Below are 22,735 nucleotides of genomic sequence, written 5' to 3'. Positions count from 1 at the left end.
ATTTCCCCCTGAAATATTAGCGGAAAAAATCCCTTTTAGCCTATTAATCCTCAATAATCGATGCGTTTGAATTGCAAGAAAAGCGCTAGACCGCTTCCTTGAGCGCTCCGTGATCCAGTTCCAGTTATTTCAAAAGCTGATTTACCTGGCTCTTGTGCGATTTTCCAATAGGCACTGAATAGCTACCAATAAAAACCTCGTTTCCCTCAATGCTCTTTATATGTCGCTTAGCTACAATAAACGATCGGTGGACTTGAATAAAATCCTCGTTTGGAATATGCTCCATGATTGATGAAAGCGTTCCCCGAAGGGTGATTACTTCTTCTTTGAGTATGATTTTGGTATAGTTTCCAGAGGCCTCTACAAACAAAATGTCCTCAAAAGCAACTTGAATATCCTTGTTGTTGGCCCGCAAAAAGGTTCGGCCTGGCTTTCTTAATAAAGTGTCATTGGGAGGGTTTGCCGCTGATTTGGGCACATCCAGCGTGACCTTGTTGATGGCCTTCAAAAAACGCTCGAATGAAAAAGGCTTTAATAAGTAATCTACAATATTGAGTTCATAGCCTTCCAATGCATATTCTTGGTAGGCGGTCGTCACGATTACCTTAGGCGGATGCGGGAGCGTTTTGAGAAACTCAAAGCCCCGAAGCTTGGGCATATTGAGGTCAAGGAAGATTAGGTCCACCGGATTGCCATGGAGGTATTCAATGGCTTCGATGGCATCGTAGCAATCCCGCATCACCTGCAGATTGGGGTGCAGCGAGCAATATTTTCGGATGATGTCATGGGCGACAGATTCGTCATCCACAATGATGCATTTGATACTCATAGTCTAAGCCTTAGTCGGACCTTGTAGAATCCTGCAAGATCCGGGGATATTTCAAGCTCATGCCGATTTTGATAGACAAGTTCCAGACGTTTTTTCAAGTTTTTCAGCCCGATACTCAACGGTCAATATGTGAAGCTTTGTAAACTTAAAGGCGACTTTATTTGGCATAGTCATGAAAACGAGGACGAACTTTTTATGGTATTTAAAGGCACCCTCTTGATGGATTTTCGGGATGGCCGTACCGTAAAAGTGAAGGAAGGTGAAATTCTAATTATCCCCAAAGGGGTCGAACACAGACCGCATACAAATGGAGAAACTGTATTAAACCTGCTCTTCGAACCGAAAGGTACTTTGCATACAGGCAATGTGGATAATGAAATGACGGCCAAAGAATTGGGTTGGATTTAAATGGTTTTTGAAATACTGCTCTTTGAATTATCAGTGGCGCTGTTGCCAAGTTGGCTCAACTGCACAGGCGATGTCTCGTGCCCTAGACATTCCATTGCCATGACCTCAATTTAGCTTTGCATCAAATCTTAAAAAACGAATTACGCGTCTTACTATAAAATATCCAGCTGAAACCCTTAAAGCTTTTTACACTTTTTCCCATCGATATCTTGGGCTACTTTGAGTTCAACTCCATAGAGCTCGCCAATGTAGTCTCCGTCGAGTGAGCAGTTTTTACAGTCAGAATTTCCACAGAAAGCGGGCAGGACGGGCAAAGCTGCGAGGGGGAGCATGTATTTTGGCGTTTTGATTGGGAAATGAATTTTGGCTTCAATCAAAAGTATTTCACCCCTTTCTGAGCGACTTCATCAGAAATGGTGATTTATTAGATTGGGAAAGTTCAATGGGCGAGAATTATTTGGGAGAGAAGGGCCAGGCTTTTTTATTCCTAGGCGAATGCGTTCATTTCAAAATTCACTTTTCGATCTACATCATAAAATCAAAGCACTTCAGTATTCGGCTTCGTTGATTTCTTGAGCGGGGGTCGCCGATCAGGAATTGATACCTGATGGAGAGTTCATGGGCGCCTTTGGTCTGAGAGCCGATGGGTGAGACCATGAAATCGTAGCTATAGCCAATCACCATCCCGTTTTCCAGCTTGAGTCCGAGCATGAAAATGATGGAATCTTGGTTGGGCATATCTCTCAGTCCGGGAATTCCTCGGTAGCTGATGCCGGAGATGACAGATCGGTAAAGCAACTGTGTGCCGACGTCAAGCTGCTGAAATGCCCCCTGTTTTTTATAGTTGGCCATAATGGAGGCCATGTTGTCGTACCTGGAACCGAAGTATTGACTGGATCCCAAGGGGAAATTCCATCCTCCATGTACGCTCCACTTGATTGGCAAGTGTCCTGTTTCATCATTGGGGTAGAAACTCAGATTGGGTTCATTGACATGGTGAAATGCAGATCCTAGCCAAAAACTCTCTCCCGTCAGCAGTCCACCAAAAGAAACATCCAAATAGGAGTAAGGATCAAAGTCGGGAACGTTGTCCATAGTACTTGGATTGATAGTTCTGTTAAAAAGATCTACTTGGTCACCAAATACCAGATTGTCCAAAGCAGCACTTCTCCGGACGATTGACGCCTGAGTACCCATTCGGAAATTCAACGACTCGGCGATCTGTAGGTTATACGAATAAAAGAAGGAAATATCCGAGGTGTTGATATTGAAATTCGTTTCTTGGAAACTATTCACGGCTACGCCGATGCCACTCCGCAGGTCAAAGCTGTAATGATCAAAATAGGCGGAATAGGCATTGAAATCCTGATCCAACCCAGGCCATTGTTTACGGTAGTTGACCCCAACACGGGATAGCTCAGTGCTGCCCGTCAGCGCTGGGTTTAAGTATAAAGGAGCAGCATAGAATTGTGAATAGTGAAAATCCTGTCCGTAACTGCCCGATGCTATTCCTATCGTCAGGAGAATATATAACAATAGTTTTCTCATTTCAGTAGCAAAAAGAGGTCTGTCTTGGTCTGAATTCTTCCGTCTAGAGTTTTAAACTGAAGCTTGTACACATAATTTCCCGGTGTGGAAAGTTCATTGTTCAGCTTTCCATCCCAGCCGACGGAATTCATATCATTTGTATGAAAGATGGTTTCTCCCCATTTGTTCAGTACCCAAAATTCCAATCCTTCAATTCCCACAAATCGTGGAAAGAAATAATCATTGATTCCATCGCCGTTAGGTGTAAAGACGTTAGGGACGATCAGGTAATAGTCGATTACACTTACCTCCTTTTTGACCACCAAGGAGCAGCCGAATACATCAGTAACCGTCAGAGTGATTTGATAATCTCCGGCTCCTTCATAGGTATGCTTCGGATGTTCTTCAAAACTTTCGGATCCGTCGCCAAAATCCCAGTGATAAGCCAGGATCTTACCAAAAGATCTGTTCCAGAATTCGATCTCAAAATTGACTAAGTAGGCACTATACTGGTCAAAAGCGGCAGATTGGATCTCCGATCTAGCAATCGTTTCATTGTTCTGGATTTCAAAAGATTGAGTGCTGGAGCATCCTTTTCCGTCTATCACTGTTACTTGGTAGTAGCCAGCTTCAGTTGTGGTCATCGTTTTTTTGTCTGCAGAGATAGTTCCGCCCGACCACGAAATCGTGTAAGGGGCCACCCCTCCTGCGATAGCAATTTGGATTTTTTCTTCGATCACTCTAGGCTCACATTGGGCATTGGTGCTTTGGAAGGCAGAGATGGTGAGGGCCGCCGGTCTTTTGACTTCGAAAGATTTATTGATGCTACAGCCTGCCCCATCGGTAACGGCAACTGAATACTGGCCTGCTGGAATTCCAGTTAGATTTTGATTGGTTTGCCCGTTACTCCAAACAATCGAAAAGGGTGGTGTGCCTCCAGAAATGCCTAGAGTTATTTCGCCACTCAGTGGATTGGCGCAATCCAATGCATCTATGACCTGCGGCTCCATGGCTAAAAGTGCCGGCTCGATGATGTTGTATTCACTTCTTATTTCACAGCCCGTTTGATCTTTGACCGTGACTCCGTACAGCCCCGGAGTTAGATTAAACAGGTTTTCGAGCTGAGCACCATGATCCCACCTAATCGTGGTGGCTCCAAATCCACCGACGAAGTTAAGTTTTATAGAGCCGTCCTTAGCTCCGAAACAAGACACGTTTTTGACCTCAGGATCTATTGCGAACAACGGAGCATCTTCAATAGTGATCGTCTGTGTTCGAATACAGCCGCTCTGATCGGATACAGTCAGGGTGTAATCTCCTGGGCCTAGGTTGTCAAATCCACTTTGGGTCGATCCAAAGGACCAATTGATTGAGTAAGGAGGCAGTCCGCCACTGACATCCAGATCAAGGGAGCCGTCATTGGCACCGTAGCAGCTGATATCCGTTTTGGTAAAGTTGATGGCAATGGCCGCTGCTGGCTCGATAATCTCAATTCCCGAGATGACAGAGGTACATCCATTCGCGTCGCTGACAATCACCTCGTAAGTTCCCGCCGGAATGGCGTCTAGATCTTGGGTCGTAGCGGGAAATGACCCTCCGTTTCTTTTCCATTCAAACTGGTACGGAGAGGTATCTACTCCACCGGCAACAGCCAGACGGATAGCCCCGGTCTCATCTCCGGCACAAAGGACTTTCGTAGTTGATACCAACGAAGCGCTCAGATTTTTTGGCTCGTTGATCGTAAAGGATTTGTTGAGAGAACAGCCATATTCATCTGCGATCAATACTTGGTAGTTACCCGGCCCTAGGTTTTCAATACTGCCAGCGTTTGAGGAAAATCCATTTGGACCTGTCCATGTAATAGTGAAGACTCCATTTCCTCCGGTAGGATTGAGCTTGATTGCTCCGTCTGCGGCTCCAAAGCAACTGATTTGATATCCTGCAAAATCTGAAACTTCCTCAGCCACTGCAATCGATGGGTTGACGGTGATCCGATAAGTTTTCGGAACCCCCGCACAAGACCCGCCTAGCGTGGTTTCCACATTTATCTTGTACTCTACTGTGATCGGTGCGCGAGTAGGGTTGATGAGGCTTTGGGCTGGAATTAGGGCGTTTGTTCCTGATGTCACTACGCCCTGCACGCCTTTCGGATCAGCCGTCCACGTGAAGGTCGCTCCAGGTACATCTGAAGTGAATCGGACTTCTTTCGAGGAAGCACCTGTACAGAGGTTTTGATCTCCTTCGGAAAAAGTAATGGAAGGTGAGGGCTGCACAGTCACTTCCAAAGTGAAATCCCCGCCTGCGCAAACTCCGATCGACGGTGCTACGCTGTAGATGGCCGTGAGCGGGCCATTGGTGTTGTTTTGCAATTGCTGCTTTATGGAGCTTTCGGCTTGACTTGAGTTGGTAGCTCCGCTTATGCCTGCGGGTACACTGACTGTCCATGTGAAACTGGAGCCGGCTATCAATCCAGCTGGGGTAAAGTCAATCTCTTCATTGCTACATATGGTTAATTTACTATCTGCATAGACTGGCTCAGGATTTACGGTCACGGTATAGTAGGCAGGAGCTACCGAACAGTTGCCTTGGCTTGGATTGGGGATCAGGGCCGTAAAGACTACTTTAATTTGCTTGCCTGTGGTGTTTCGAATGGCATGCGCAGGGATTTCATTTGTTCCAGACGCTATTACTCCCGTTGCTTCTCCTGCATTTGAATCCCAGGTGATCGTCTCTCCAATGGGAGACGAGGTGAGGGCTACGGCCTGAATTGTTTCACCCGAACATATTTCTTGATCAGGGATGCTAAACTGGACCACGGGCGCAGGAATCACCGTTACTAAAATTTGTTGGGAGCTTTTGCATTGGGTAGTTTGGTCCGTCGCAGTCAGCGTGTAGACGGTAGTCTTGTCAGGCTTGACTGTGATATTTGCTGCTGTCGGAGGCGAGATGGTACTGATTGGATTGCTCGTCCATTGATAAGTATAGGTTCCGCTGCCCTCTGTTACCAAGCTGCTCAGCATGATGTCTTGTCCTCTGCAGATCTCTTGGTCTGTCCCAAGGTCGATTTTAGGAGGATTAGCGACGGTGAAGATTCTTTCTGCTATCGTGGTGCCACAGGCAGAGGTGACTTCAAGGGAGATTTTTTTCTCCCCTGCCGAACTGAATTCTACAGGACCGGGATCAAATGACGTTGATGAGGCAGGTATCCCCCCTTCGAAAGTCCATTTATAGGTAGGCGCGTCGGGTCCGCAGGCGGTTACGGTAGCTTTAGGGGTAAAAGTTACGGGGCCACAACTCAGAGGTACACTTGCGATCGAAACTAAAGGTGGGGCAGTGACAGTTATTTTTTCTTCAGATCTAAACGTGCCACAGACTTCCGTGATTGAAAGTCTTACAGTGTAGACTCCAGGGTTGGTAAATATGAAGCTTGGATTTTCCGAATTCTTGTCTGATCCAGCGTCAAACTTCCAATCCGAAGTCGATCCGCAGGTTCCGTTTGTATAGCTCACCGTCCAATTGTAGGTTCCATCACTGCCTTTTCCCAATATATTGGAGGTATTGGTTGCCTTGACTGTGGCCGGTCCGCAGACCTCATTGGACTCAAGCGTAAAAGAAGGGGCGGGGCGGGGCACTACGACGACCGTTTTTGTGATTTCCGCATTCCCACATCGATTGCCTGTAGTGAGTTTAATTGAGTAAGTGCCGGGTGTCGTGAATATGGGAGAAATACTTTCCGATCCGGACGTCCAAGAGTTGGGAGCGTCAGGGTTTGGTTGCGAGCCTAGTGTTCCACTTGTCAAGGTCCAGCCGGTTGCCGGGCTGATTTCCCATACGAATCTGCGGGTGTCGTTGCAGCTGCCTGTAGTACTTATTTCTGTTTTGAAATCAGTGGAGTTGCCGATCGTGAGAGTCTCGTCCACACAGATGGTACTTGAGGACAATTGGATTTCCGGTCTCGGAGTTTCCGATACGTAGATCGGCACTACAGATGCCTGAGAGGCAGAGCAGGGGTTTTTTGCTACTATTTTGACAGAAAAAGAATTTTGAAATGAATCTGCATATTTTCCGCAGGAACCTTCGGTAAAAATATGCGACACGGATGGCGGAGGCGGATGCGTAAAAACCTCAGGAGGAGTGCCGTCAGAAAAAGTAACCGTGTAAGTCGTCCCGGCCGGGTTGTTTTCTGTTCCGGTAATTGGAAAGGTAAGCTCCTGATTTAAGCAAACATTGGTATTTCCGGGATTGGAAATACCCACGGCCGGGTTGGATCCGACAAACACCCCAAACTTCCTACTAACCGTACATCCGTTGGCGGAAGTAGCGGTGTAGGTGACATTGTATATTCCGACTTTGTAAGTGTGTTTGAGAGTAGTCCAATCTGCGCCTTCGAATATAGGGCTGCCATCTCCCCAATTGATCTGATAGTTGATGTTGTTTTCTGAAGTGTTTTTCCCGTTGTAAAAAGTGAATTCGACTGGTTGTTTTTCACAAACGATATAGAACTGCAGGTTTTCAAAAGTCGTCACCTCTTGATCACTATTTACAATTAGGGAAGGGATTTCTTTTACTGAGACTGTTTTGGTGGCAGTGGCGGTGACGTTTTCCTTATCAGTTGCTTTTAGAGTTACGGTGAAATTTTTTGTTCCGCTGCCAACGGCAGAATTGAAGGTGTGAGAAGGGTCTTTCAAGGTGGATTTTGTTCCGTCTCCAAAATCCCATTCATAGGTTAGATCCGTTCCAGACGACGCATTGGTAAATTTGATCGGTACGTTCGCGCAATCTCCGTCAGGCGAAAAAGTAAAGTCTGCGCTGGGGGCGGCAAGATTTTTCGAAAACAGAACTAAATGAGTTAGGGAATCCCAATTTCGCTCCGCGCCGAAGATTGTTAATGAACCGATTGTAAGTCCGATAAATAAGAGAAAAAGAGCTACTCTTTGTTTCAACTTTGCCGCCATGGAAAAAACCAATCAATTGTCTATTTGTCAATGAACTTGAAAAACTGCTTTTGCTCTGCTTGGAGAATACGCAAAGGCTTGAACTCCATTTCTACAAATCCTTTTTTCTTAAAAAAAGGAAGATTATTGAAGTTGTAATCTAAAGCATATTGCAGGATACACTTGCTCAGGCGGCAACCTGCATTTTTTCAAGGTCAAAAAGACATTTTGGATTCCTAAAGTAAGAATTAGATTTTTTAATCAAATAACAAAGTTTTGTAATTCGACAAATCACCGCGAATTGTCTAAAAAATCAGTGAATGCTGAAAAAAACACAGTCCGAAAACTGGTTAAAGTGGAGCTATCTGGTGGAATTCGATTCTTAGAACGGTGATTATTTGGTAGGTATGGGTTAGAAAAAGCTTCTCATTTCCTCGAAGCTATTAAAGTGGAGGATAACGGATTCGAACCGATAGCCTGTCCCGATTTTTCGGGAACCTTCCCGCTAGCGAGCGGGACGTTCTGGTCAACTGGCTGAAAACAAGAAAAACTCCACATTTCTGCGAAGTTTTTAAAGTGGAGGATAACGGATTCGAACCGATGACCTCTACACTGCCAGTGTAGCGCTCTAGCCAACTGAGCTAATCCCCCTTAAGAGGCTGCAAATATAGACTTAGCTTTTTTCTATCCAAAAGAAAAAATTACTCCTGAGAATAATTTATTCGAGTAAGGATGCTTCGCCCTAGGGTGACTTCATCAGTAAACTCCAATTCACCACCCACCGGAATGCCCCTGGCGATGGTGCTCACTTTGACACCGGTTTCTCTTAGTTTTTTGCTCAGGTAGAATGAGGTCGTGTCTCCCTCCATTGTAGCGGAGAGTGCCAGAATAATCTCCGATACTTCGCCTTGAGATACTCTGTTGAGGAGGGTTTCGCAGTTAAGCTCTTCTGGTCCAATGCCTTGAATCGGAGAGATGACTCCACCAAGTACATGATAAAGGCCTTGGTATTGGTTGGTATTTTCGATGGCCAGTACATCGCGAATGTCCTCCACCACGCATATGGTGGTCTTATCACGTCGATGACTTTGGCAAATGCTGCATTCCTCCTGATCGGAAATATTGTGGCAATTTCTGCAATAACGTATTTGCTCCCGCATGTGGGTCAATGAAAGAGCCAAGGCCTGGGTGACGGCTTCATTTTGCTTCAAAAGATGTAGTGCCAGACGTAACGCCGTCTTCTTTCCGATTCCCGGAAGTCGGGAGATTTCGGTGACAGCATCCTCAATTAACTTGGAGGGGAAATTCAATGGGGTCGAATTTAGAGGATTGCTGCCTGGATTCCGGCATCTAGGATAGCTTCACACATGGGCTTGAGTTCTTCCTTCGAGCCCTTTTTTACAGCACATTTTCCTTTGTAGTGGATTAGCAAGGTACACTGTTCTGCCTGCTCGTGAGAGTGCTTGCACACTTTCATCAATACGGAAGTGACATGCTCAAAGGTATTGAAGTCGTCATTAAAGACCACCAGATCAAGCGATTCCTGATCCAGCAAATCTTCCAATAGGATTTCCGATTCCTCAATGTATGGCTGGGCTACAGTAAGTTGGTTCATTTTGCAAAATTAAGAATATTAGACAACTTAGCGACCCACTCGATCCTGTTTATGAATCCCCAAGTAGTCTTACTGGTCATTTCGGCCTATTTTCTTCTCCTTTTTTTGATTTCCTGGTACACCTCACGGCACGTGACCGCCGATACCTTCTTTACCGGTGACCGCCAATCGCCTTGGTTCTTGGTGGCTTTTGGGATGATCGGTGCCTCGCTGTCTGGCGTGACTTTTATCTCTGTTCCTGGAGAAGTAGGCAATACCAACTTCTATTATTTCCAGGTGGTTTTGGGCTACACGGTTGGCTACTTTACGATTGCAAAAGTGCTCCTGCCGCTTTACTATCGCTTGAATCTGATTTCGATCTATTCCTATCTGGAGGATCGCTTCGGCTTTTGGTCTTATAAAACTGGAGCTTTCTTCTTCATTCTATCTCGGGCGCTGGGTTCTTCGCTGAGGCTATACCTAGTCGCAAGTGTCTTACAATTGATCCTTTTTGATGACTTGGGCATTCCATTTTGGGTGTCGGTGTTGATCACCGTAGCCTTGATTTGGCTCTATACTTTTCGAGGAGGAATCAAGACGGTCGTCTGGACTGATACGCTGCAAACCGCTTTTATGCTGTTGGCGGTCGTGGTTACCATTTTGTTTATCGGTAGTGAGCTTGGGCTGAAAAGCCTCGGCGATTACATTTCGTCTGTCGCAGAGGATAGTCGGGCGGAGATCTTCAATTGGGATTGGAAGGCGGGAACTAACTTTTTTAAGCAATTTATCTCAGGCGCCTTCATTACCATCGTGATGACCGGGTTGGATCAGGACATGATGCAAAAAAACCTGACTTGCAAAAACATCGGAGAGGCCCAGAAAAACATGTTTTGGTTTACCATTATCTTGGTGATCGTCAATTTGCTCTTCCTTTCACTCGGTGTCATGCTTTACCTGTATGCGGAGACCAAGGGGATTTCTCTTCCGGATAAGACCGATCAGCTGTTTCCTCTGCTGGCAACTGAGCACTTTTCTGCTTTCGCCGGGATTGTATTTGTCTTGGGAATAACCGCTGCAGCATACTCCAGCGCGGATTCGACGTTGACTGCTTTGACCACCTCCTTTTGTTTTGATTTTCTCCAGATTGAGCGCAATTATGCCCCGGAAGAAAGAGTGGCTTTGCGTAAAAAAGTGCATTTGGCGTTCACAGCCCTGATGTTCCTACTGATACTTTCTTTCCATTGGCTCAATGATCAAAGCGTCATCAACTCAGTGTTCATCATCGCGGGCTACACCTATGGGCCGCTGTTGGGGCTCTATTCCTTTGGGCTTTTCACGACGTGGAGAGTAAAAGACCGGATCGTACCTTACGTTGCCATTGCGGCCCCGATCGTAACTTTTGTGATAGCTTCCAATTCAGAGCAATTGCTCTGGGGCTATAAATTCGGTTTCGAAGCTCTGATTTTAAATGGGCTGCTGATGTTCCTTGGCTTGTATTTGCTTCGCAAAAAAGACTAAAGGTCCAGCTCCTTTTCCGGATCCCAAAAGACTTTTTCGAAGTCCAAAACCCGATCATTTTCGACTTTTACGCCGTCTGCTTCCAGCAGCTCCTGCATCTTGGTCGGGGTTTCAAAATGCGCTTTTCCCGTCAGCAATCCCTGCCGATTGACAACACGCTGAGCAGGTACATCCGACATCGTATGTGCGGCATTCATGGCGTATCCGACCATCCGTGCGCCGCTTTTTAGTCCAAGGTAGTTTGCGATAGTGCCATAGCTGGTAACCCTGCCCTTTGGGATTTCGCGCACTACCTGATAGACAAGGTCGAAGTAATTAGGCTTTTCGTTGCTCATGAGTCCAGTCGATCAGGGCTTGGTTGATTTCTTTTTTAAGGGAGATTTCCGCTGCTTTTTCCCCGGTTTTGATCGGGAACTGAAACCGAACCAGCACTGTTTCGGCTTTTCGCTCCAACACGTTCAGCTGCGCCCCTTCCGGGAAGACCGTGTCCTTGGATTTCTGCAATATAGCGACCAGTTTTTCCTCCAAGGGAACCAGGTGAATTTCGTTCGTGGCGGACATCTCGACATCAAAGATCACCTGATGGGTATTGTTTTTGGAAAAGTTGACCACATCGGTTGTCAGCGCCATGTTGTTGGGGATCAGGATGATTTCGCCGGAGTCATTTTTTAAGACCAGATTGATCAAGGTAATGTCCCGGATAAAGCCAGTGTGTCTGCCGACTTGGATCTTGTCGCCGATCTCGAGTTGGTCAGAAAACATCATAATCAGCCCGTTGACAATGTTGGTGATGTAGTCCTTGGTAAGTAAAGCGATAGCCGCAGCCACGATCGTGATACTGGTGAGAAACTCCAGCGGTCGGATCCCGAAGGCCAGCATCAAGCTGATCAACAGGGCGATGCTGTTGAGGATTCCCGCAATCCGGTCAACCCCGAGGATGAAGTTCGGCTGTACTTTGTAATCGTCGCGCTTGCGCAGGTATATCCTGCGGGTCACGAATCCTCCAAGGGAAATTATCAAGTTGGAGCTTGTCAAAAAAATGAGCGCACGAATGACGTGAGTTAATAATGGATAATCATCTAAGAATGGAGTTAATAAATCACTCCCTTCGTACAAAAATTCAAGACCGAAAAATATAATAAGCTTGATAGCGAAGTTTCTTCGACGGATGTTCTCCTTGTCCTGGATGCTGCTTTTGACGTGATTCATAATTCAATCGAAAAATAAACGCTAATTTTAGCAAATATAGGACTGAATAGACGGACAGATGAGTAGAAATATTATTGTGACCGGTGCTGCCGGAGCCTTGGGGAGTGCGGTGGTGGAGAAGTTTAAGCGTGAAGGTTACCATGTGATCGCGCTGTTGAGACCTGGCCATGAGGAAGAAGTGGAGGAAGCAGATGACAGCTACGAAGTCGATGTGACCAGCGAACAGGGCGTGTCTGATTTTGTCAAAGAATATCAGATGCAATATGGCGAGCTCGATGCCATAGCGATGCTGGTTGGGGGATTTGCCATGGGAAATCTGGAGGAAACCACCCAGGCTGAGTTGACAAAGATGTTTCAACTGAATTTTTTGAGCGCTTTTCAGATGACACAAGGCTTTCTTCCTTTGATGAAAAAACAACAGAGAGGCACGTTTTTGTTTGTGGGAGCCAGACCGGCCCTGCAGCTGAAGGATGCTACAGCATCGGTTGCTTATGCCTTGAGTAAAAAAATGGTGATTTCTCTGTCGGATATTCTGGCAGAGGAGTTAAAAGGAACGGATATTCGCACGCATGTTTTTGTGCCGAGCATCATCGATACAGAATCCAACCGCGAAAGCATGCCTGAGGCCGATTTTTCGAAGTGGGTCAATCCCGTCGAGATCGCCGATGCAATGCACTTCGCAGTCAATACACCCGCACTACGAAATATGACCTTTAAACTCTATGGAGGTGCTTAAGTTATGAACAAAAGAATCTTAATATGCGGAATTTTGAGCTTTTTGGTCTGCTTTTCAGCTTTTTCCCAAACGGATGAAAAAGAGGTCAAGGCGGTCATCCAAAGCCTTTTTGATGGCATGAGAGCTAAGAATGCCGAGCAGGTTGCGGCGGCTTTTGCGGCAGACGCAATCATGCAGACCATCATTGCCAAGCCGGAAGGCAATACAGTTGGTACCAATTCGGTCAGTGATTTTGTAAAACGAATCGGTTCAACACCCGCCGAAACCCAGCTCGACGAGCGCATTTCGGACTACCAAATCAATGTCGACGGAGCCATGGCCACGGCCTGGACTCCGTACAGATTCTATGTAAACGGAAATTTCAGCCATTGCGGGGTCAACTCCTTTCAGCTGGTGAAGATGTCCGAAGGATGGAAGATCGTGTACATCATCGACACACGAAGAAAAGAACCCTGTGAAGAGTAAATTTTATGAATGAATTAAAAGCTAAAGTCTATCAGACTGCAATCACCCAATTAAAAGAAAAGGAAGCACTCCTCTCAACTGAGCGCAAAAACATCATCGAGAGCATTCTGGAAGACGAAAAAAGCAGCGCCGGCGATAAATATGAGACCGGTAGGGAGACCATGACCCAAGATCTCAATACCATCGAGGGGCAGATCAAGCAGGGGAAAAACGATCTCGAAGAACTCTACCGATTACACACGATCAAAGAAATGCCGGCCAGTGTTCAGGAAGGAGCATTGGTCAAGCTCGGAGCCGATTGGTTCCTAGTTGCCGTAAGTATCGGTGCGGTCAAAGTCGAGGATACCAAAGTGTTTTTGTTGAGCAAAAACTCACCTTTGGGAGAGCTCTTGATTGGAAAGAAAAAGAACGATCAAGTGAATTTTCGCGGGAAAACGATCCTGATCGAAGAACTGTTTTAATCAGTCTTTTGTCGGGGAAAAGCTCATGAGCTCGGTCGTTCCGTCCAGCAGGCTGAGCTTTTCTTTATCTACTTTGAAATTCTTGGCTTTTTCAAAAGCAGCGAGGAACTCGTTTTCTCCATCGCCAGGGCAGGCTTTGCGAGTCATTGCACCAGGGTCTAGTCTGATCGCTCCAGGACCACCTTCCAGAGCAAACTCGCCTGAAAAATTGTTGCATCCGGCAAATCCTGCAAGTCTCCCGCCTTCCAGAAAGCTTAACGTCGGCAGTCCTGCCGCAAATTGGCTGAGGTCAGGACCTTCTCCGGAGAGCGAGGAAAGTACCCAGCTTTTCCCCATGAGTGCGTTCAGTGGGTTTAGCTTCCCTGTGCTGCTGCATCCGCTTATCGAGAGGATCAGTAGTCCGATCAAAATACCTTGAAATTGTTTCATATCGTTGTGTTTTGAGTATTTTGAAGTTAACCAAATAGCTCGAAATCCGAGTATTTGCAGTTTTATAAAAAAAGCACCAATGCGTGAGACGCATTGTCAAAAGGTTAAATTTTTTCCGTGAACAATGAATAAATTCTACCAAAATCGACAAAGTCCATGGTTTTGTTTGGCTAAACCGTTTTTTCGCTGTAACCTTGCCACGTCAACTATCCGCACATGGTACTTGCAGCAAACCGATTTTTATTCGATCAAACACGACCTGAGGCAGGCACGTGCGCTGCTGTTTTTTATACCACGACAACCGGCATGACTACCATGATTACGGGGTGACCCGTTATTGTCATGAGTGTCCGCCCCTGAGGCCTGTCTAAGGCCCGTTTTAAGTTTCCAGAATTTATTCCTAGGTCTTTTATGAAATCGAGTGTAACGCAAGCCATCAGCAGAGGTACGAACAGCGTTGAAGCAAGATTCTCTATGGCCGTCAATAAGCAATTTACAAGCATACGAAATCCAGCAGTGCGAAAAACGTCTCACAACAGACGCCATGCGAGATTCCACCTGCCTGACGGCAAGTCAGGTATGGACTTAAAAAACAAATTATAAGCATATGAAAATCATCAAGTTTGGAGGTTCATCCGTAGCGAACCCCGAGAATATCCGCAAGGTGTTTGACATCCTTCAAGACAAACTCAAGCAGCACGAAATAGCCGTTGTTTTTTCGGCTTTTGGCGGAGTCACGGAAAGCCTCCTGACCATTGCGCGACTCGCGCGTGAAGGTGACCAAGCCTACCGGGATTTGCTCCAGACTTTGGAGGAAAAGCACCTGGATATCGTCCGGCAGCTGATCTCAGTACAGAATCATTCTTCGGTGATGACCTATGTCAAGGTGAGATTCAAAGAGCTCGAAGACCTGTTTCATGGGATTTTCCTGATCAAAGAAAACTCGGCCCGGACACTGGACTATGTCGCTAGCTTCGGCGAGCGACTGTCGGCATTTATCTTGGCGGAGTCTTTGGCGGGCAAAGGCATCAAGACGCAATTTGTGGATGCCCGAGACCTGATCCGCACCAACGACCGTTTTGGTCAGGCCAGAGTGGATTACGAGATTACCAATGCCCAAATTAAGGACTACTTTTCCAAGAATGACGGGGTGAAAGTCATCACCGGTTTCATCGCCTCGACTTCGAAAGGGGAAACCACGACCCTAGGCAGATCCGGCTCTGACTATACTGCCGCCATCTTTGCGGGTGCCCTTGAAGCTCAAGACCTGGAAATCTGGACCGACGTGTCTGGAGTCTTGACCTCAGATCCGAAATTGGTTTACACCGCTTTCACCATACCTCAGCTGAGCTACAATGAGGCTATGGAGCTTTCGCACTTTGGTGCCAAGGTGATCTTCCCGGCTACGATGCAGCCGGCGATGAAAAAGAGCATCCCGATCTATATCAAAAATACATTTCAACCGGAAAATCCGGGAACGCTCATCAACGGCGAGGTCAGCCACGGTGCCCTGATCAAGGGTATCAGTTCCATGTCCAATATATCCATCGTGACCGTGCAAGGTGCTGGATTGATGGAGGGAGGCGCGACTGTGAGCCGAGTTTTTAAAGCTTTGGCCGAGGCCAAAGTCAATATCGTCCTGATTTCTCAGGCTTCATCAGAGCACAGCATTTGTCTCGCAATCAAAACCCACGAGTCTTACCTAGCCAAAGAGGCGATCGAAAAGGAGTTTTACTACGAAATCAAATCCGGAGAAATGGATCAGGTTTCTTTGCTCCAGGGTCTTGCCACGATAGCTGTGGTGGGGGAAAACATGAAGCAGAACCCAGGTGCTTCGGGTCGTATGTTCCGGGCTTTAGGTAGAAATAACGTCAACGTTGCGGCTATTGCGCAGGGAAGTTCCGAGCTGAATATCTCAGCAGTGATCCCCCAAGTTGATTTGCAAAAGGCGCTGAACGCACTCCACGAGGCATTTTTTCTTTCAGAAAACAAAGTGTTGCACGTCTTTCTCGTCGGTACCGGCCTCATCGGTCAGGCGTTGATGAAGATGATTGCTGCGCAGCAAAATAAACTGCTCAAAGACAACGAGCTCGATGTGCAGATTCACGGCTTGGCCAACAGCCGATACATGGCTTTCCATGAGGATGGATTTGACCTGAAAAATCCACACCAATTGAGTGAAACAGATCAGCCCACAGATCTGGAGAAATTCGTCCAAAAGATGGAAGAAATGAACTTCTCCAACTCGGTCTTTGTGGACTGTACCGCCAGTCAGGAAGTCGCTGATGCTTATTCCAGAGTGTTGGAGGCCAAAGTCGCGATCGTGACTCCAAACAAAAAAGCTAACTCCAGCTCGATGGAACAGTATCGTGCGCTGAAAAAGATTGCCAAACGTCGCGGGGTAAAATTCCTCTACGAAACCAACGTGGCTGCTGGTCTTCCGGTGATCAACACGCTTCAGGATCTGATGCTTTCCGGAGACAAAGTGATTCGAATCGAAGCGGTATTGAGCGGCTCAATGAACTTTATTTTCGCAGAGCTGGAAAACGGCGCGCCATTCTCCGAAGTCGTGAAAATTGCGAAGGAAAAAGGCTACACCGAACCCGACCCAAGAGACGACTTATCTGGTATGGACGTGGCGAGAAAGATCCTCATCCTCGGCCGCGAAGCGGAGCAAGTGTTGGAGTTTGACGATATCACGATTCAGAGCATGGTTCCGGCCGATTGCCAGGATGCAGCGACGGTCTCGGAGTTTTTTGATAAACTCCAAGGACATGATGCAGACTTTGCCAAGCTGCTAAAAGAAGCAGATGCAAAGGGAGAAAAGTTACGCTTTATGGCGACGTTGGAAGATGGAAAAGCGAAAGTGGGCTTGAAGTCTCTGCCGGATTCGCATCCTTTCTCTAGCTTAAAAGGCTCTGACAATATGATCTTGCTGACGACCGACCGCTACCATGACCGTCCGATGATTATTCGAGGCCCGGGTGCTGGAGCAGACGTGACCGCCGCAGGCGTATTTGCGGACGTCATCCGAATCGGTAACTATACTCGGGAATAATGAAGTCCGTCAAGGCATTTGCACCCGCTACCGTCGCCAACGTATCCTGTGGATTTGACATCCTTGGCTTCGCCATCGACGCGATGGGCGATGAGGTGGAGGTTCGGCTTAAAGACGAACCCGGACTCGTGGTGGTTTCCATCGAAGGAGACGAAGGACGACTTCCCTACGAGGTAGAGAAAAATACCTGTGCTGTTGCCATTCAAGCAATGCTTGACGAAATGGATAGCCAGGTCGGGATGGAAATCTACCTTAAAAAAGGGCTTCCGCTAGGTTCCGGGATGGGGTCCAGCGCTGCCAGTGCCGTTGCTGCTTTGGTAGCTGCGAATCGCTTGCTCGGTGAACCTTTCGAAAAGAAAAATCTGCTCCCCTTTGCGATGGCTGCCGAAAAAGTGGCCTGTGGTGCGGGCCACGCAGACAATGTCGCTCCGAGTTTGCTTGGAGGGTTTGTCCTGATCAGGGACTATCATCCGCTGGACGTGATCAAATTGCATGTGCCGCATGGCTTGCATTGCACGCTTTTGCATCCGCATTTTGAGTTGAAGACTTCTGATTCCCGTTCGGTTTTGAGAGACAATGTGTCCCTGAAGCATTCAACCATCCAGTCTGGCAATGTGGCTGGATTGGTTACAGGCCTGTTTCAGGAGGACTTCGAACTGATCGGCCGCTCGCTGAGAGATGTGATCGCCGAACCTTATCGCGCGACTTTGATCCCTGGATTTTACGAAACAAAAGAAGCCGTGAAAGGTGCGGGCGCGCTTGGGATGGGAATCTCAGGTTCCGGCCCTACGATGTTTACGCTTTCAAAAGGTGAGGAAAAATCCCAAGCCATCATCAATGCCGCCCAGCAAGTCTATGACTCCATCGGACTCGGAGTCGATTCCTATCATTCTGCGATCAACACGCGCGGAGCCTATATTCTTGAAGAAAAATAAGTTATGCAGTACTTCAGCACCAATAACCCCGACCACAAAGTTTCCCTTTCCCAGGCTGTCATCAAGGGGCTTGCTCCCGACAACGGCCTGTATATGCCGGAGCGGATTCCGGTTTTATCACAGGAGTCGATCGAGAGTTTTTCTCAGAAAAGCTTTCAGGAGATCGGCTATGAAGTGATCGGCGCACTTTTTTCTGAAGACTTGAGCCAAAGCCAGATCAAAGAGCTCGTGGATCATACGCTGATCTTTGATGCACCGCTGGTGAAAGTGGAAGAGGATGTGTACAGCTTGGAGCTTTTTCACGGGCCGACTTTAGCTTTCAAGGACTTTGGAGCGAGATTTTGCTCTAAGCTGATGAGCATGTTGCAGGCGAAAAGCGACAAGACTGTGCGAGTGCTGGTGGCGACTTCCGGCGATACCGGAAGTGCAGTTGCCAATGGGTTTTTGGGTGTGGAAGGTGTCGAAGTGATCATCCTTTTTCCGAAAGGAAAAGTCAGCCTGCTGCAGGAAAAGCAATTCACCACCCTCGGCCAAAATATCACAGCCTTGGAAGTGGAGGGCGTTTTCGACGACTGTCAGACACTGGTAAAGCAGGCGTTTCTCGATCCCGAACTGAATGAAAAACTACTGCTGACTTCCGCCAATTCCATCAACATTGCCCGATGGATTCCCCAGTGCCTGTATTATTTCTATGCATATTCCCGTTTGCCAAAAGCTGGTAAAAAAGTTGTTTTTGCCGTGCCGAGCGGGAATTTCGGCAATATCGGTGCTGGGATTTTGGCGCAACAGATGGGCTTGCCGATCGACAGTTTCGTCGCAGCCACCAACGTCAACAAGGTCGTTCCGGATTACCTGAGTGGTGAGGCTTTTTCTGCCAAGCCTTCGATTCAGACGGTTTCCAACAGTATGGACGTGGGCAATCCGAGCAATTTTCCGAGGTTACTTTCTCTCTATGGAAATGATGAAAAGCTGTTCCGAGAGAAAGTCAAAGGCTATTTCTATTCTGACGAAGAGACTGTGCAGGCCATCCAGGCAGTCCAGCCCAAAGGCTATACGATGGATCCGCACGGGGCTGTCGGCTACTTGGGCTTGAAGGATTTTATGTCGGAAAACTCCGATTGTGTGGGCGTGTTTCTGGAAACTGCCCATCCGGGAAAATTCCGGGATGTGGTAGAAGAGGCTTTGGGCGAAAAGTTGGTCTTGCCAGAGAGATTGGCAGCATTCCTCGAAGGTGAAAAGAAAGTGATTTCGATGGGGAAAGGATTTGAGGAGTTTAAGGGGTTTTTGGAATGGTTATTTTGAATCAAACTTTATCGAATTGAAAAATTGATCACCAATTTTTAAGTAGGTGCTATCTTTTAAGTCGTGCAAAGGGAAGGAGTATCTTGCGAAGTAATAATTGCTGTCTTTACTAAAAAATAGTCTGTCAAAAACATTTTTTGAATTGATGGAATTTTTCGAGTAACCACTCATAATCAAGTTTGAGCTAGGTGATTCAATGTTTACGAATATATCTTTTAAATCTTCCCATGAGATAATGTAAACGAAGTAGTTGAATCTTTCAGCAGAGTCTATTTTAACCCTTTTGAGGTTCCAGATGTGGAATTCTAAATCGTTTCTTATATTCTTTTTTCCTGAAATAGTATCGTCTAAAGTGATAATAGTGTGGTTTCTGGGTTCAGTAGGAAAAAAAGCAGATACTCCGTCAAATACTTGATAGTGAGCGCCATTATTATATAGGGAATCAATTTTGTATTCCCAATAATTCTGCATGGTTCGGTTTCGGCTATGGTTTGATTCCGAGTCATATTTGGCTTGCAAATAATTTAGCTTCTCTTGATATAAGGAGAGTTTGGAGAGAGCTTTTTCTCTAGAGTAGCCATAGAAATTGATTTTTTCACTTAACTCTTTCGCGACTGCTTTCGCTAATCGGGCATGATATAGCTCATGAGTAAATAGCGTGCCGTCGATGTTGTGATCTTTTTTCAGCCATGAATTGTGACGGTCAATATAGGCTCGAGCAAAAAGTGAGTCATTTTCGTTGATTAGCGTAATTTGGGTTCTAATACTAGCCGAAGAGTTAGACCAGACTTCATAGGTTCTCATGAAATCTTCTAGCGCCAGATCTGTCGAATCGTTGAGAATTTTATATCTCTCGGAATTCGAACTGGGAGTTTTCTGGTAAATGCTAAACAATGCCGCATTATAAGCGAGAAGAAAAAGGATTGAAAGAATTTTGATTTGATTTTTCATCGTCCTTTTATCTTCAAAGGTAAAGCTATAGTCAAAGTAAAGATCAGTTCCGAAACTATGGTTGAAAAAAATATGTTAGATAGCAGGTTTAACGAGCTTCCTATTCTATAGAATTGAGTTGTGATGCTTAATGATAAGTAAGAAAGCAAGAATAAAATAAAAATGAATAACATGTCTTGAAGTATTCTTTCCAATAAATTTCTTGCTCGTTTGTTTTCGAAATAATAGATTCCATGCATTATAAATACTGGACCTAGGAAGGTCAATATTAAAGCAGTGAACTGATTTATATGAATATTGAAGGTGTTGATGGTTGCGACAACTGAGATTGATAGTATGCCGGCTAAAAGTGTTGCAAGTATACTTTCTCGCAGGAATTTTCTTGTTTTTACTATAATCATTGACTGTTCTTTTCGTAAAGATACCTCATCTGATTCCCTTCTCCTTCTGCTTTTAGAAGCTCCCTTTCCACCGCTTTCTTCAAATCTCGGCTAAATACGGGTATTGTTGTCGAAGGGATGAAAGTATCAATTGATGTGATCGAATTTGGAAAACAAATACCCGAATGAGATTCTGTCGTTGGAATCCGGCAGAAAAACTCTGTCTAAAGAATATCCCAAGGTTCAAAAACCGGAATCTGACTGGGTTGAAAATCTTTTTTGTTGCGGGTAATAATCCCAGCTAAACCAGCGATGTTCAATGCGCAAAAGTGCTGAACTCCGTCTTCCAAATCTTTGAATTGGGAGCTTAATGCGGCCTGAATATCGGATTTTTGTACAGGTTGATCATCTAAGAAGTTGAGCAGTTTTGCGATTTTCTGTCTGGCTTTTTCTTCGCCAATTTCTTTGCTTAAAATGTAGTAAGCCGTCAGTATCGAGTTATCCGACGTCCAGAGTTTCCATTTGTTTTTCAGCCCCTTTTCAAAAATCCGGAGTGCAAATGGTCCAAATCCTTCCCGATTTCCCAAGAAATCGAGGAGTATATTCGTGTCCAAAAAGTAGGGGGTCATTGCTTGTGTTTTTCAGAAAGGATGTTTCGAATCTCTTTCTTTTCATTCAGATCAACTGGAAAATTGACTGAACCAAATAGATCGCGAAATTCCTCAGGTATTTTAAGATCATTATTGCTGTCTGAGCTGATTTCTTCGTTGAGGTGTTTCTCTATCAATTCGGAAAGACTACTTCCCTTTTGACGTGCAATGACCTTGGCTTTTTCGATCGTGTTTCGATCAATGGTAAGGGTAAGTTTAGTTTTCATGGTGCTGTAAGAAGGGGGTTCCTTCTAATATACGTGTGTTTTTATTTTTCATACGTATCATGGTCAGATTTCTTCGTGGGGCTTCTAAATCAAGAGCTTATTCGGCTTGCGCATCATTTCTAATCCAGGAGTTTTTCAATCTCCTGATTGATTTCAGCAACTTTTTCCTCAGCGTCCTGAAGCGACAAACCCTCTTTCAACCCCGGTCTCAGATGGCCTGTCTGGGTCAGCCAGGCGTTTTTCAGGATTTCCTGACGCTGCTCGATGAGTGAAAGAATCTGCATCCCGTTTGGAAATGGAGCAAGTAAGGCCTCAACCGATTCGGCTTTTCCCGCTTCGCTTTCCCCCAAGCCCACAAGAATTACTTTGGCCATCAGGAAATGCCCTCCAGCATCGGGGTGAACCCCATCTTTCGCAAAAACAAAATCAGGGTCAGCCGCTCGCCGATCTTCCAGAGATTTTCTCATCGGCCAATGGAGGTCGATGACTTTCCAGACTTCCGTATAGCGGCGACTGATCAGCCAGTCCGAATAGATATCCAGCACATTGGAATAGGCAGCTCCCTTCCTCTCATCAAAGAGCGGAGGGGTAACATGAATGATGCCCGCGCCGGAGTTTTCAACTGCCTGATGCATCCAATTCATGCCGACTTGGAATGCCTCAAATCGCTCGTCATGGAATGGGAGATAGATTCCGTCATTCATGCCGTAGTTGGCAATGACCAAATCTGGTTTCACCTGTGCCAAAACCCGCTGCAGCCGCTCCCGGAGATCTGGCCGTGGGAATTTGCCATCCGCGTGATTGGGTTCGGAGAGACCTGAGACTGTCTCGCTGGGCAGGCCAAGGTTGATGATTTCGTAGCCTCTGTCTGGGTAGCGCAGTGTCAGATAGGTGTCGACGTAGTTGACGAATTGGCCTGAATAGGTAATGCTGTTGCCGATAAAAACGATGCGCTTTGTCCCGTCCGGGATGGAATATTCCTGGGCGGCGCATGGAAGATGAATAGCGGCTGCAAGCAGAAAAATGAGTAGTCTTTTAAGCATGGTAGAAACGGATGTTATTTGAAGAGTACTCCAAGTCGCTTTTGAGAGCTTTATCAAGATCAGGAGATAATTTTGGTGA

At 46.2% G+C, this 22,735-nt stretch carries 21 protein-coding genes and 1 tRNA gene; 8 read left to right on the top strand and 14 right to left on the bottom strand.

Features of this window, described 5'->3' with window-relative positions:
• Positions 1-124 precede the first annotated feature (124 nt).
• Positions 125-829: a LytR/AlgR family response regulator transcription factor gene (locus ABD031_RS07630; protein WP_343850004.1), complete on the bottom strand. Its 705-nt coding sequence runs from the start codon at positions 827-829 to the stop codon at positions 125-127.
• A 129-nt stretch (positions 830-958) separates the two neighbouring features.
• On the opposite strand from ABD031_RS07630, the gene ABD031_RS07625 reads away from it, so the two are divergent.
• On the top strand, positions 959-1,237 hold the full coding sequence (locus ABD031_RS07625; protein WP_343850002.1) for a cupin domain-containing protein: 279 nt from the start codon (positions 959-961) through the stop codon (positions 1,235-1,237).
• Positions 1,238-1,413: 176 nt separating this feature from the next.
• Here the strand turns inward: ABD031_RS07625 and ABD031_RS07620 are convergent, their stop codons facing one another.
• The 6 genes from ABD031_RS07620 to ABD031_RS07595 form a co-directional block, all read right to left on the bottom strand.
• On the bottom strand, positions 1,414-1,569 hold the full coding sequence (locus ABD031_RS07620; RefSeq protein ID WP_343850000.1) for a hypothetical protein: 156 nt from the start codon (positions 1,567-1,569) through the stop codon (positions 1,414-1,416).
• A gap of 193 nt (positions 1,570-1,762) precedes the next feature.
• The gene (locus ABD031_RS07615) at positions 1,763-2,785 is read right to left on the bottom strand and encodes a PorP/SprF family type IX secretion system membrane protein (protein ID WP_343849998.1); all 1,023 of its coding nucleotides are present in this window, start codon (positions 2,783-2,785) and stop codon (positions 1,763-1,765) included.
• The gene (locus ABD031_RS07610; RefSeq protein WP_343849996.1) at positions 2,782-7,719 is read right to left on the bottom strand and encodes a PKD domain-containing protein; all 4,938 of its coding nucleotides are present in this window, start codon (positions 7,717-7,719) and stop codon (positions 2,782-2,784) included. The genes ABD031_RS07615 and ABD031_RS07610 overlap by 4 nt, the downstream gene beginning before the upstream one ends.
• Positions 7,720-8,275: 556 nt before the next feature.
• Positions 8,276-8,349, bottom strand: a tRNA-Ala gene (locus ABD031_RS07605).
• A gap of 50 nt (positions 8,350-8,399) precedes the next feature.
• Positions 8,400-9,008, bottom strand: coding sequence for a recombination mediator RecR (gene recR, locus ABD031_RS07600; RefSeq protein WP_343849994.1), 609 nt, complete (start codon positions 9,006-9,008; stop codon positions 8,400-8,402).
• A gap of 11 nt (positions 9,009-9,019) precedes the next feature.
• Positions 9,020-9,313, bottom strand: a complete 294-nt coding sequence (locus ABD031_RS07595; RefSeq protein WP_343849992.1) for an ATP-dependent Clp protease adaptor ClpS — start codon at positions 9,311-9,313, stop codon at positions 9,020-9,022.
• Positions 9,314-9,364: 51 nt separating this feature from the next.
• Between ABD031_RS07595 and ABD031_RS07590 the strand changes: the two genes are divergently transcribed.
• Positions 9,365-10,810, top strand: coding sequence for a sodium:solute symporter (locus ABD031_RS07590; RefSeq protein ID WP_343849990.1), 1,446 nt, complete (start codon positions 9,365-9,367; stop codon positions 10,808-10,810).
• Here the strand turns inward: ABD031_RS07590 and ABD031_RS07585 are convergent.
• Together ABD031_RS07585 and ABD031_RS07580 are read right to left on the bottom strand one after the other, a co-directional pair.
• Positions 10,807-11,145: an MGMT family protein gene (locus tag ABD031_RS07585; RefSeq protein WP_343849988.1), complete on the bottom strand. Its 339-nt coding sequence runs from the start codon at positions 11,143-11,145 to the stop codon at positions 10,807-10,809. The two genes, ABD031_RS07590 and ABD031_RS07585, sit on opposite strands and share 4 nt — an antisense overlap.
• Positions 11,126-11,830, bottom strand: coding sequence for a mechanosensitive ion channel family protein (locus ABD031_RS07580; protein WP_343849986.1), 705 nt, complete (start codon positions 11,828-11,830; stop codon positions 11,126-11,128). The genes ABD031_RS07585 and ABD031_RS07580 overlap by 20 nt, the downstream gene beginning before the upstream one ends.
• A gap of 247 nt (positions 11,831-12,077) precedes the next feature.
• On the opposite strand from ABD031_RS07580, the gene ABD031_RS07575 reads away from it, so the two are divergent.
• Genes ABD031_RS07575 through ABD031_RS07565 form a run of 3 tightly spaced genes read left to right on the top strand, consistent with a single transcriptional unit; the run spans position 12,078 to position 13,681 of the window.
• Entirely contained in the window at positions 12,078-12,755 is a 678-nt protein-coding gene (locus ABD031_RS07575; RefSeq protein WP_343849984.1) for an SDR family NAD(P)-dependent oxidoreductase, read from the top strand.
• Positions 12,756-12,758: 3 nt separating this feature from the next.
• Positions 12,759-13,220: a nuclear transport factor 2 family protein gene (locus ABD031_RS07570; protein WP_343849982.1), complete on the top strand. Its 462-nt coding sequence runs from the start codon at positions 12,759-12,761 to the stop codon at positions 13,218-13,220.
• Positions 13,221-13,225: 5 nt separating this feature from the next.
• On the top strand, positions 13,226-13,681 hold the full coding sequence (locus ABD031_RS07565; RefSeq protein WP_343849980.1) for a GreA/GreB family elongation factor: 456 nt from the start codon (positions 13,226-13,228) through the stop codon (positions 13,679-13,681).
• Here the strand turns inward: ABD031_RS07565 and ABD031_RS07560 are convergent, their stop codons facing one another.
• Entirely contained in the window at positions 13,682-14,110 is a 429-nt protein-coding gene (locus ABD031_RS07560) for an META domain-containing protein (RefSeq protein ID WP_343849978.1), read from the bottom strand.
• A gap of 607 nt (positions 14,111-14,717) precedes the next feature.
• Here ABD031_RS07560 and thrA point away from each other — a divergent pair.
• Genes thrA through thrC form a run of 3 tightly spaced genes read left to right on the top strand, consistent with a single transcriptional unit; the run spans position 14,718 to position 19,405 of the window.
• Entirely contained in the window at positions 14,718-17,168 is a 2,451-nt protein-coding gene (gene thrA / locus ABD031_RS07555) for a bifunctional aspartate kinase/homoserine dehydrogenase I (protein ID WP_343849976.1), read from the top strand.
• Positions 17,168-18,103 carry a homoserine kinase gene (locus ABD031_RS07550; RefSeq protein ID WP_343849974.1) on the top strand — a complete coding sequence of 312 codons (936 nt, stop codon included), beginning with the start codon at positions 17,168-17,170 and terminating at the stop codon, positions 18,101-18,103. The genes thrA and ABD031_RS07550 overlap by 1 nt, the downstream gene beginning before the upstream one ends.
• 3 nt (positions 18,104-18,106) lie before the next feature.
• A complete protein-coding gene (thrC, locus tag ABD031_RS07545) occupies positions 18,107-19,405 on the top strand; it encodes a threonine synthase (RefSeq protein WP_343849972.1) in 1,299 nt (432 codons plus the stop codon).
• Here thrC and ABD031_RS07540 read toward each other — a convergent pair.
• The 4 genes from ABD031_RS07540 to ABD031_RS07525 form a co-directional block, all read right to left on the bottom strand.
• Positions 19,397-20,356 (bottom strand): hypothetical protein, encoded by a 960-nt coding sequence (locus ABD031_RS07540; protein ID WP_343849970.1) that lies wholly within the window; start codon positions 20,354-20,356, stop codon positions 19,397-19,399. The two genes, thrC and ABD031_RS07540, sit on opposite strands and share 9 nt — an antisense overlap.
• Before the next feature lie 604 nt (positions 20,357-20,960).
• Complete coding sequence (locus ABD031_RS07535) at positions 20,961-21,365, bottom strand: type II toxin-antitoxin system VapC family toxin (RefSeq protein WP_343849968.1); 405 nt, start codon at positions 21,363-21,365, stop codon at positions 20,961-20,963.
• The gene (locus ABD031_RS07530) at positions 21,362-21,613 is read right to left on the bottom strand and encodes a DUF6364 family protein (RefSeq protein WP_343849966.1); all 252 of its coding nucleotides are present in this window, start codon (positions 21,611-21,613) and stop codon (positions 21,362-21,364) included. Before ABD031_RS07530 ends, ABD031_RS07535 begins: the two co-directional genes overlap by 4 nt.
• 119 nt (positions 21,614-21,732) lie before the next feature.
• The gene (locus ABD031_RS07525; protein WP_343849964.1) at positions 21,733-22,656 is read right to left on the bottom strand and encodes an SGNH/GDSL hydrolase family protein; all 924 of its coding nucleotides are present in this window, start codon (positions 22,654-22,656) and stop codon (positions 21,733-21,735) included.
• Positions 22,657-22,735: the final 79 nt, after the last annotated feature.

The organism is Algoriphagus jejuensis (assembly GCF_039523455.1).
Taxonomy (GTDB): domain Bacteria; phylum Bacteroidota; class Bacteroidia; order Cytophagales; family Cyclobacteriaceae; genus Algoriphagus; species Algoriphagus jejuensis.
This window is presented reverse-complemented; position numbering and strand designations above follow the sequence as displayed.

Coding starts and splice junctions, on each gene's coding strand:
- ABD031_RS07530 (WP_343849966.1), bottom strand. CDS start 21,613: ATGAAAACTAAACTTACCCTTACCATTGATCGAAACACGATCGAAAAA.
- ABD031_RS07590 (WP_343849990.1), top strand. CDS start 9,365: ATGAATCCCCAAGTAGTCTTACTGGTCATTTCGGCCTATTTTCTTCTC.
- ABD031_RS07525 (WP_343849964.1), bottom strand. CDS start 22,656: ATGCTTAAAAGACTACTCATTTTTCTGCTTGCAGCCGCTATTCATCTT.
- ABD031_RS07630 (WP_343850004.1), bottom strand. CDS start 829: ATGAGTATCAAATGCATCATTGTGGATGACGAATCTGTCGCCCATGAC.
- ABD031_RS07585 (WP_343849988.1), bottom strand. CDS start 11,145: ATGAGCAACGAAAAGCCTAATTACTTCGACCTTGTCTATCAGGTAGTG.
- ABD031_RS07550 (WP_343849974.1), top strand. CDS start 17,168: ATGAAGTCCGTCAAGGCATTTGCACCCGCTACCGTCGCCAACGTATCC.
- ABD031_RS07575 (WP_343849984.1), top strand. CDS start 12,078: ATGAGTAGAAATATTATTGTGACCGGTGCTGCCGGAGCCTTGGGGAGT.
- ABD031_RS07620 (WP_343850000.1), bottom strand. CDS start 1,569: ATGCTCCCCCTCGCAGCTTTGCCCGTCCTGCCCGCTTTCTGTGGAAAT.
- thrA (WP_343849976.1), top strand. CDS start 14,718: ATGAAAATCATCAAGTTTGGAGGTTCATCCGTAGCGAACCCCGAGAAT.
- ABD031_RS07570 (WP_343849982.1), top strand. CDS start 12,759: ATGAACAAAAGAATCTTAATATGCGGAATTTTGAGCTTTTTGGTCTGC.
- ABD031_RS07540 (WP_343849970.1), bottom strand. CDS start 20,356: ATGAAAAATCAAATCAAAATTCTTTCAATCCTTTTTCTTCTCGCTTAT.
- ABD031_RS07595 (WP_343849992.1), bottom strand. CDS start 9,313: ATGAACCAACTTACTGTAGCCCAGCCATACATTGAGGAATCGGAAATC.
- ABD031_RS07565 (WP_343849980.1), top strand. CDS start 13,226: ATGAATGAATTAAAAGCTAAAGTCTATCAGACTGCAATCACCCAATTA.
- ABD031_RS07560 (WP_343849978.1), bottom strand. CDS start 14,110: ATGAAACAATTTCAAGGTATTTTGATCGGACTACTGATCCTCTCGATA.
- ABD031_RS07535 (WP_343849968.1), bottom strand. CDS start 21,365: ATGACCCCCTACTTTTTGGACACGAATATACTCCTCGATTTCTTGGGA.
- thrC (WP_343849972.1), top strand. CDS start 18,107: ATGCAGTACTTCAGCACCAATAACCCCGACCACAAAGTTTCCCTTTCC.
- ABD031_RS07610 (WP_343849996.1), bottom strand. CDS start 7,719: ATGGCGGCAAAGTTGAAACAAAGAGTAGCTCTTTTTCTCTTATTTATC.
- ABD031_RS07615 (WP_343849998.1), bottom strand. CDS start 2,785: ATGAGAAAACTATTGTTATATATTCTCCTGACGATAGGAATAGCATCG.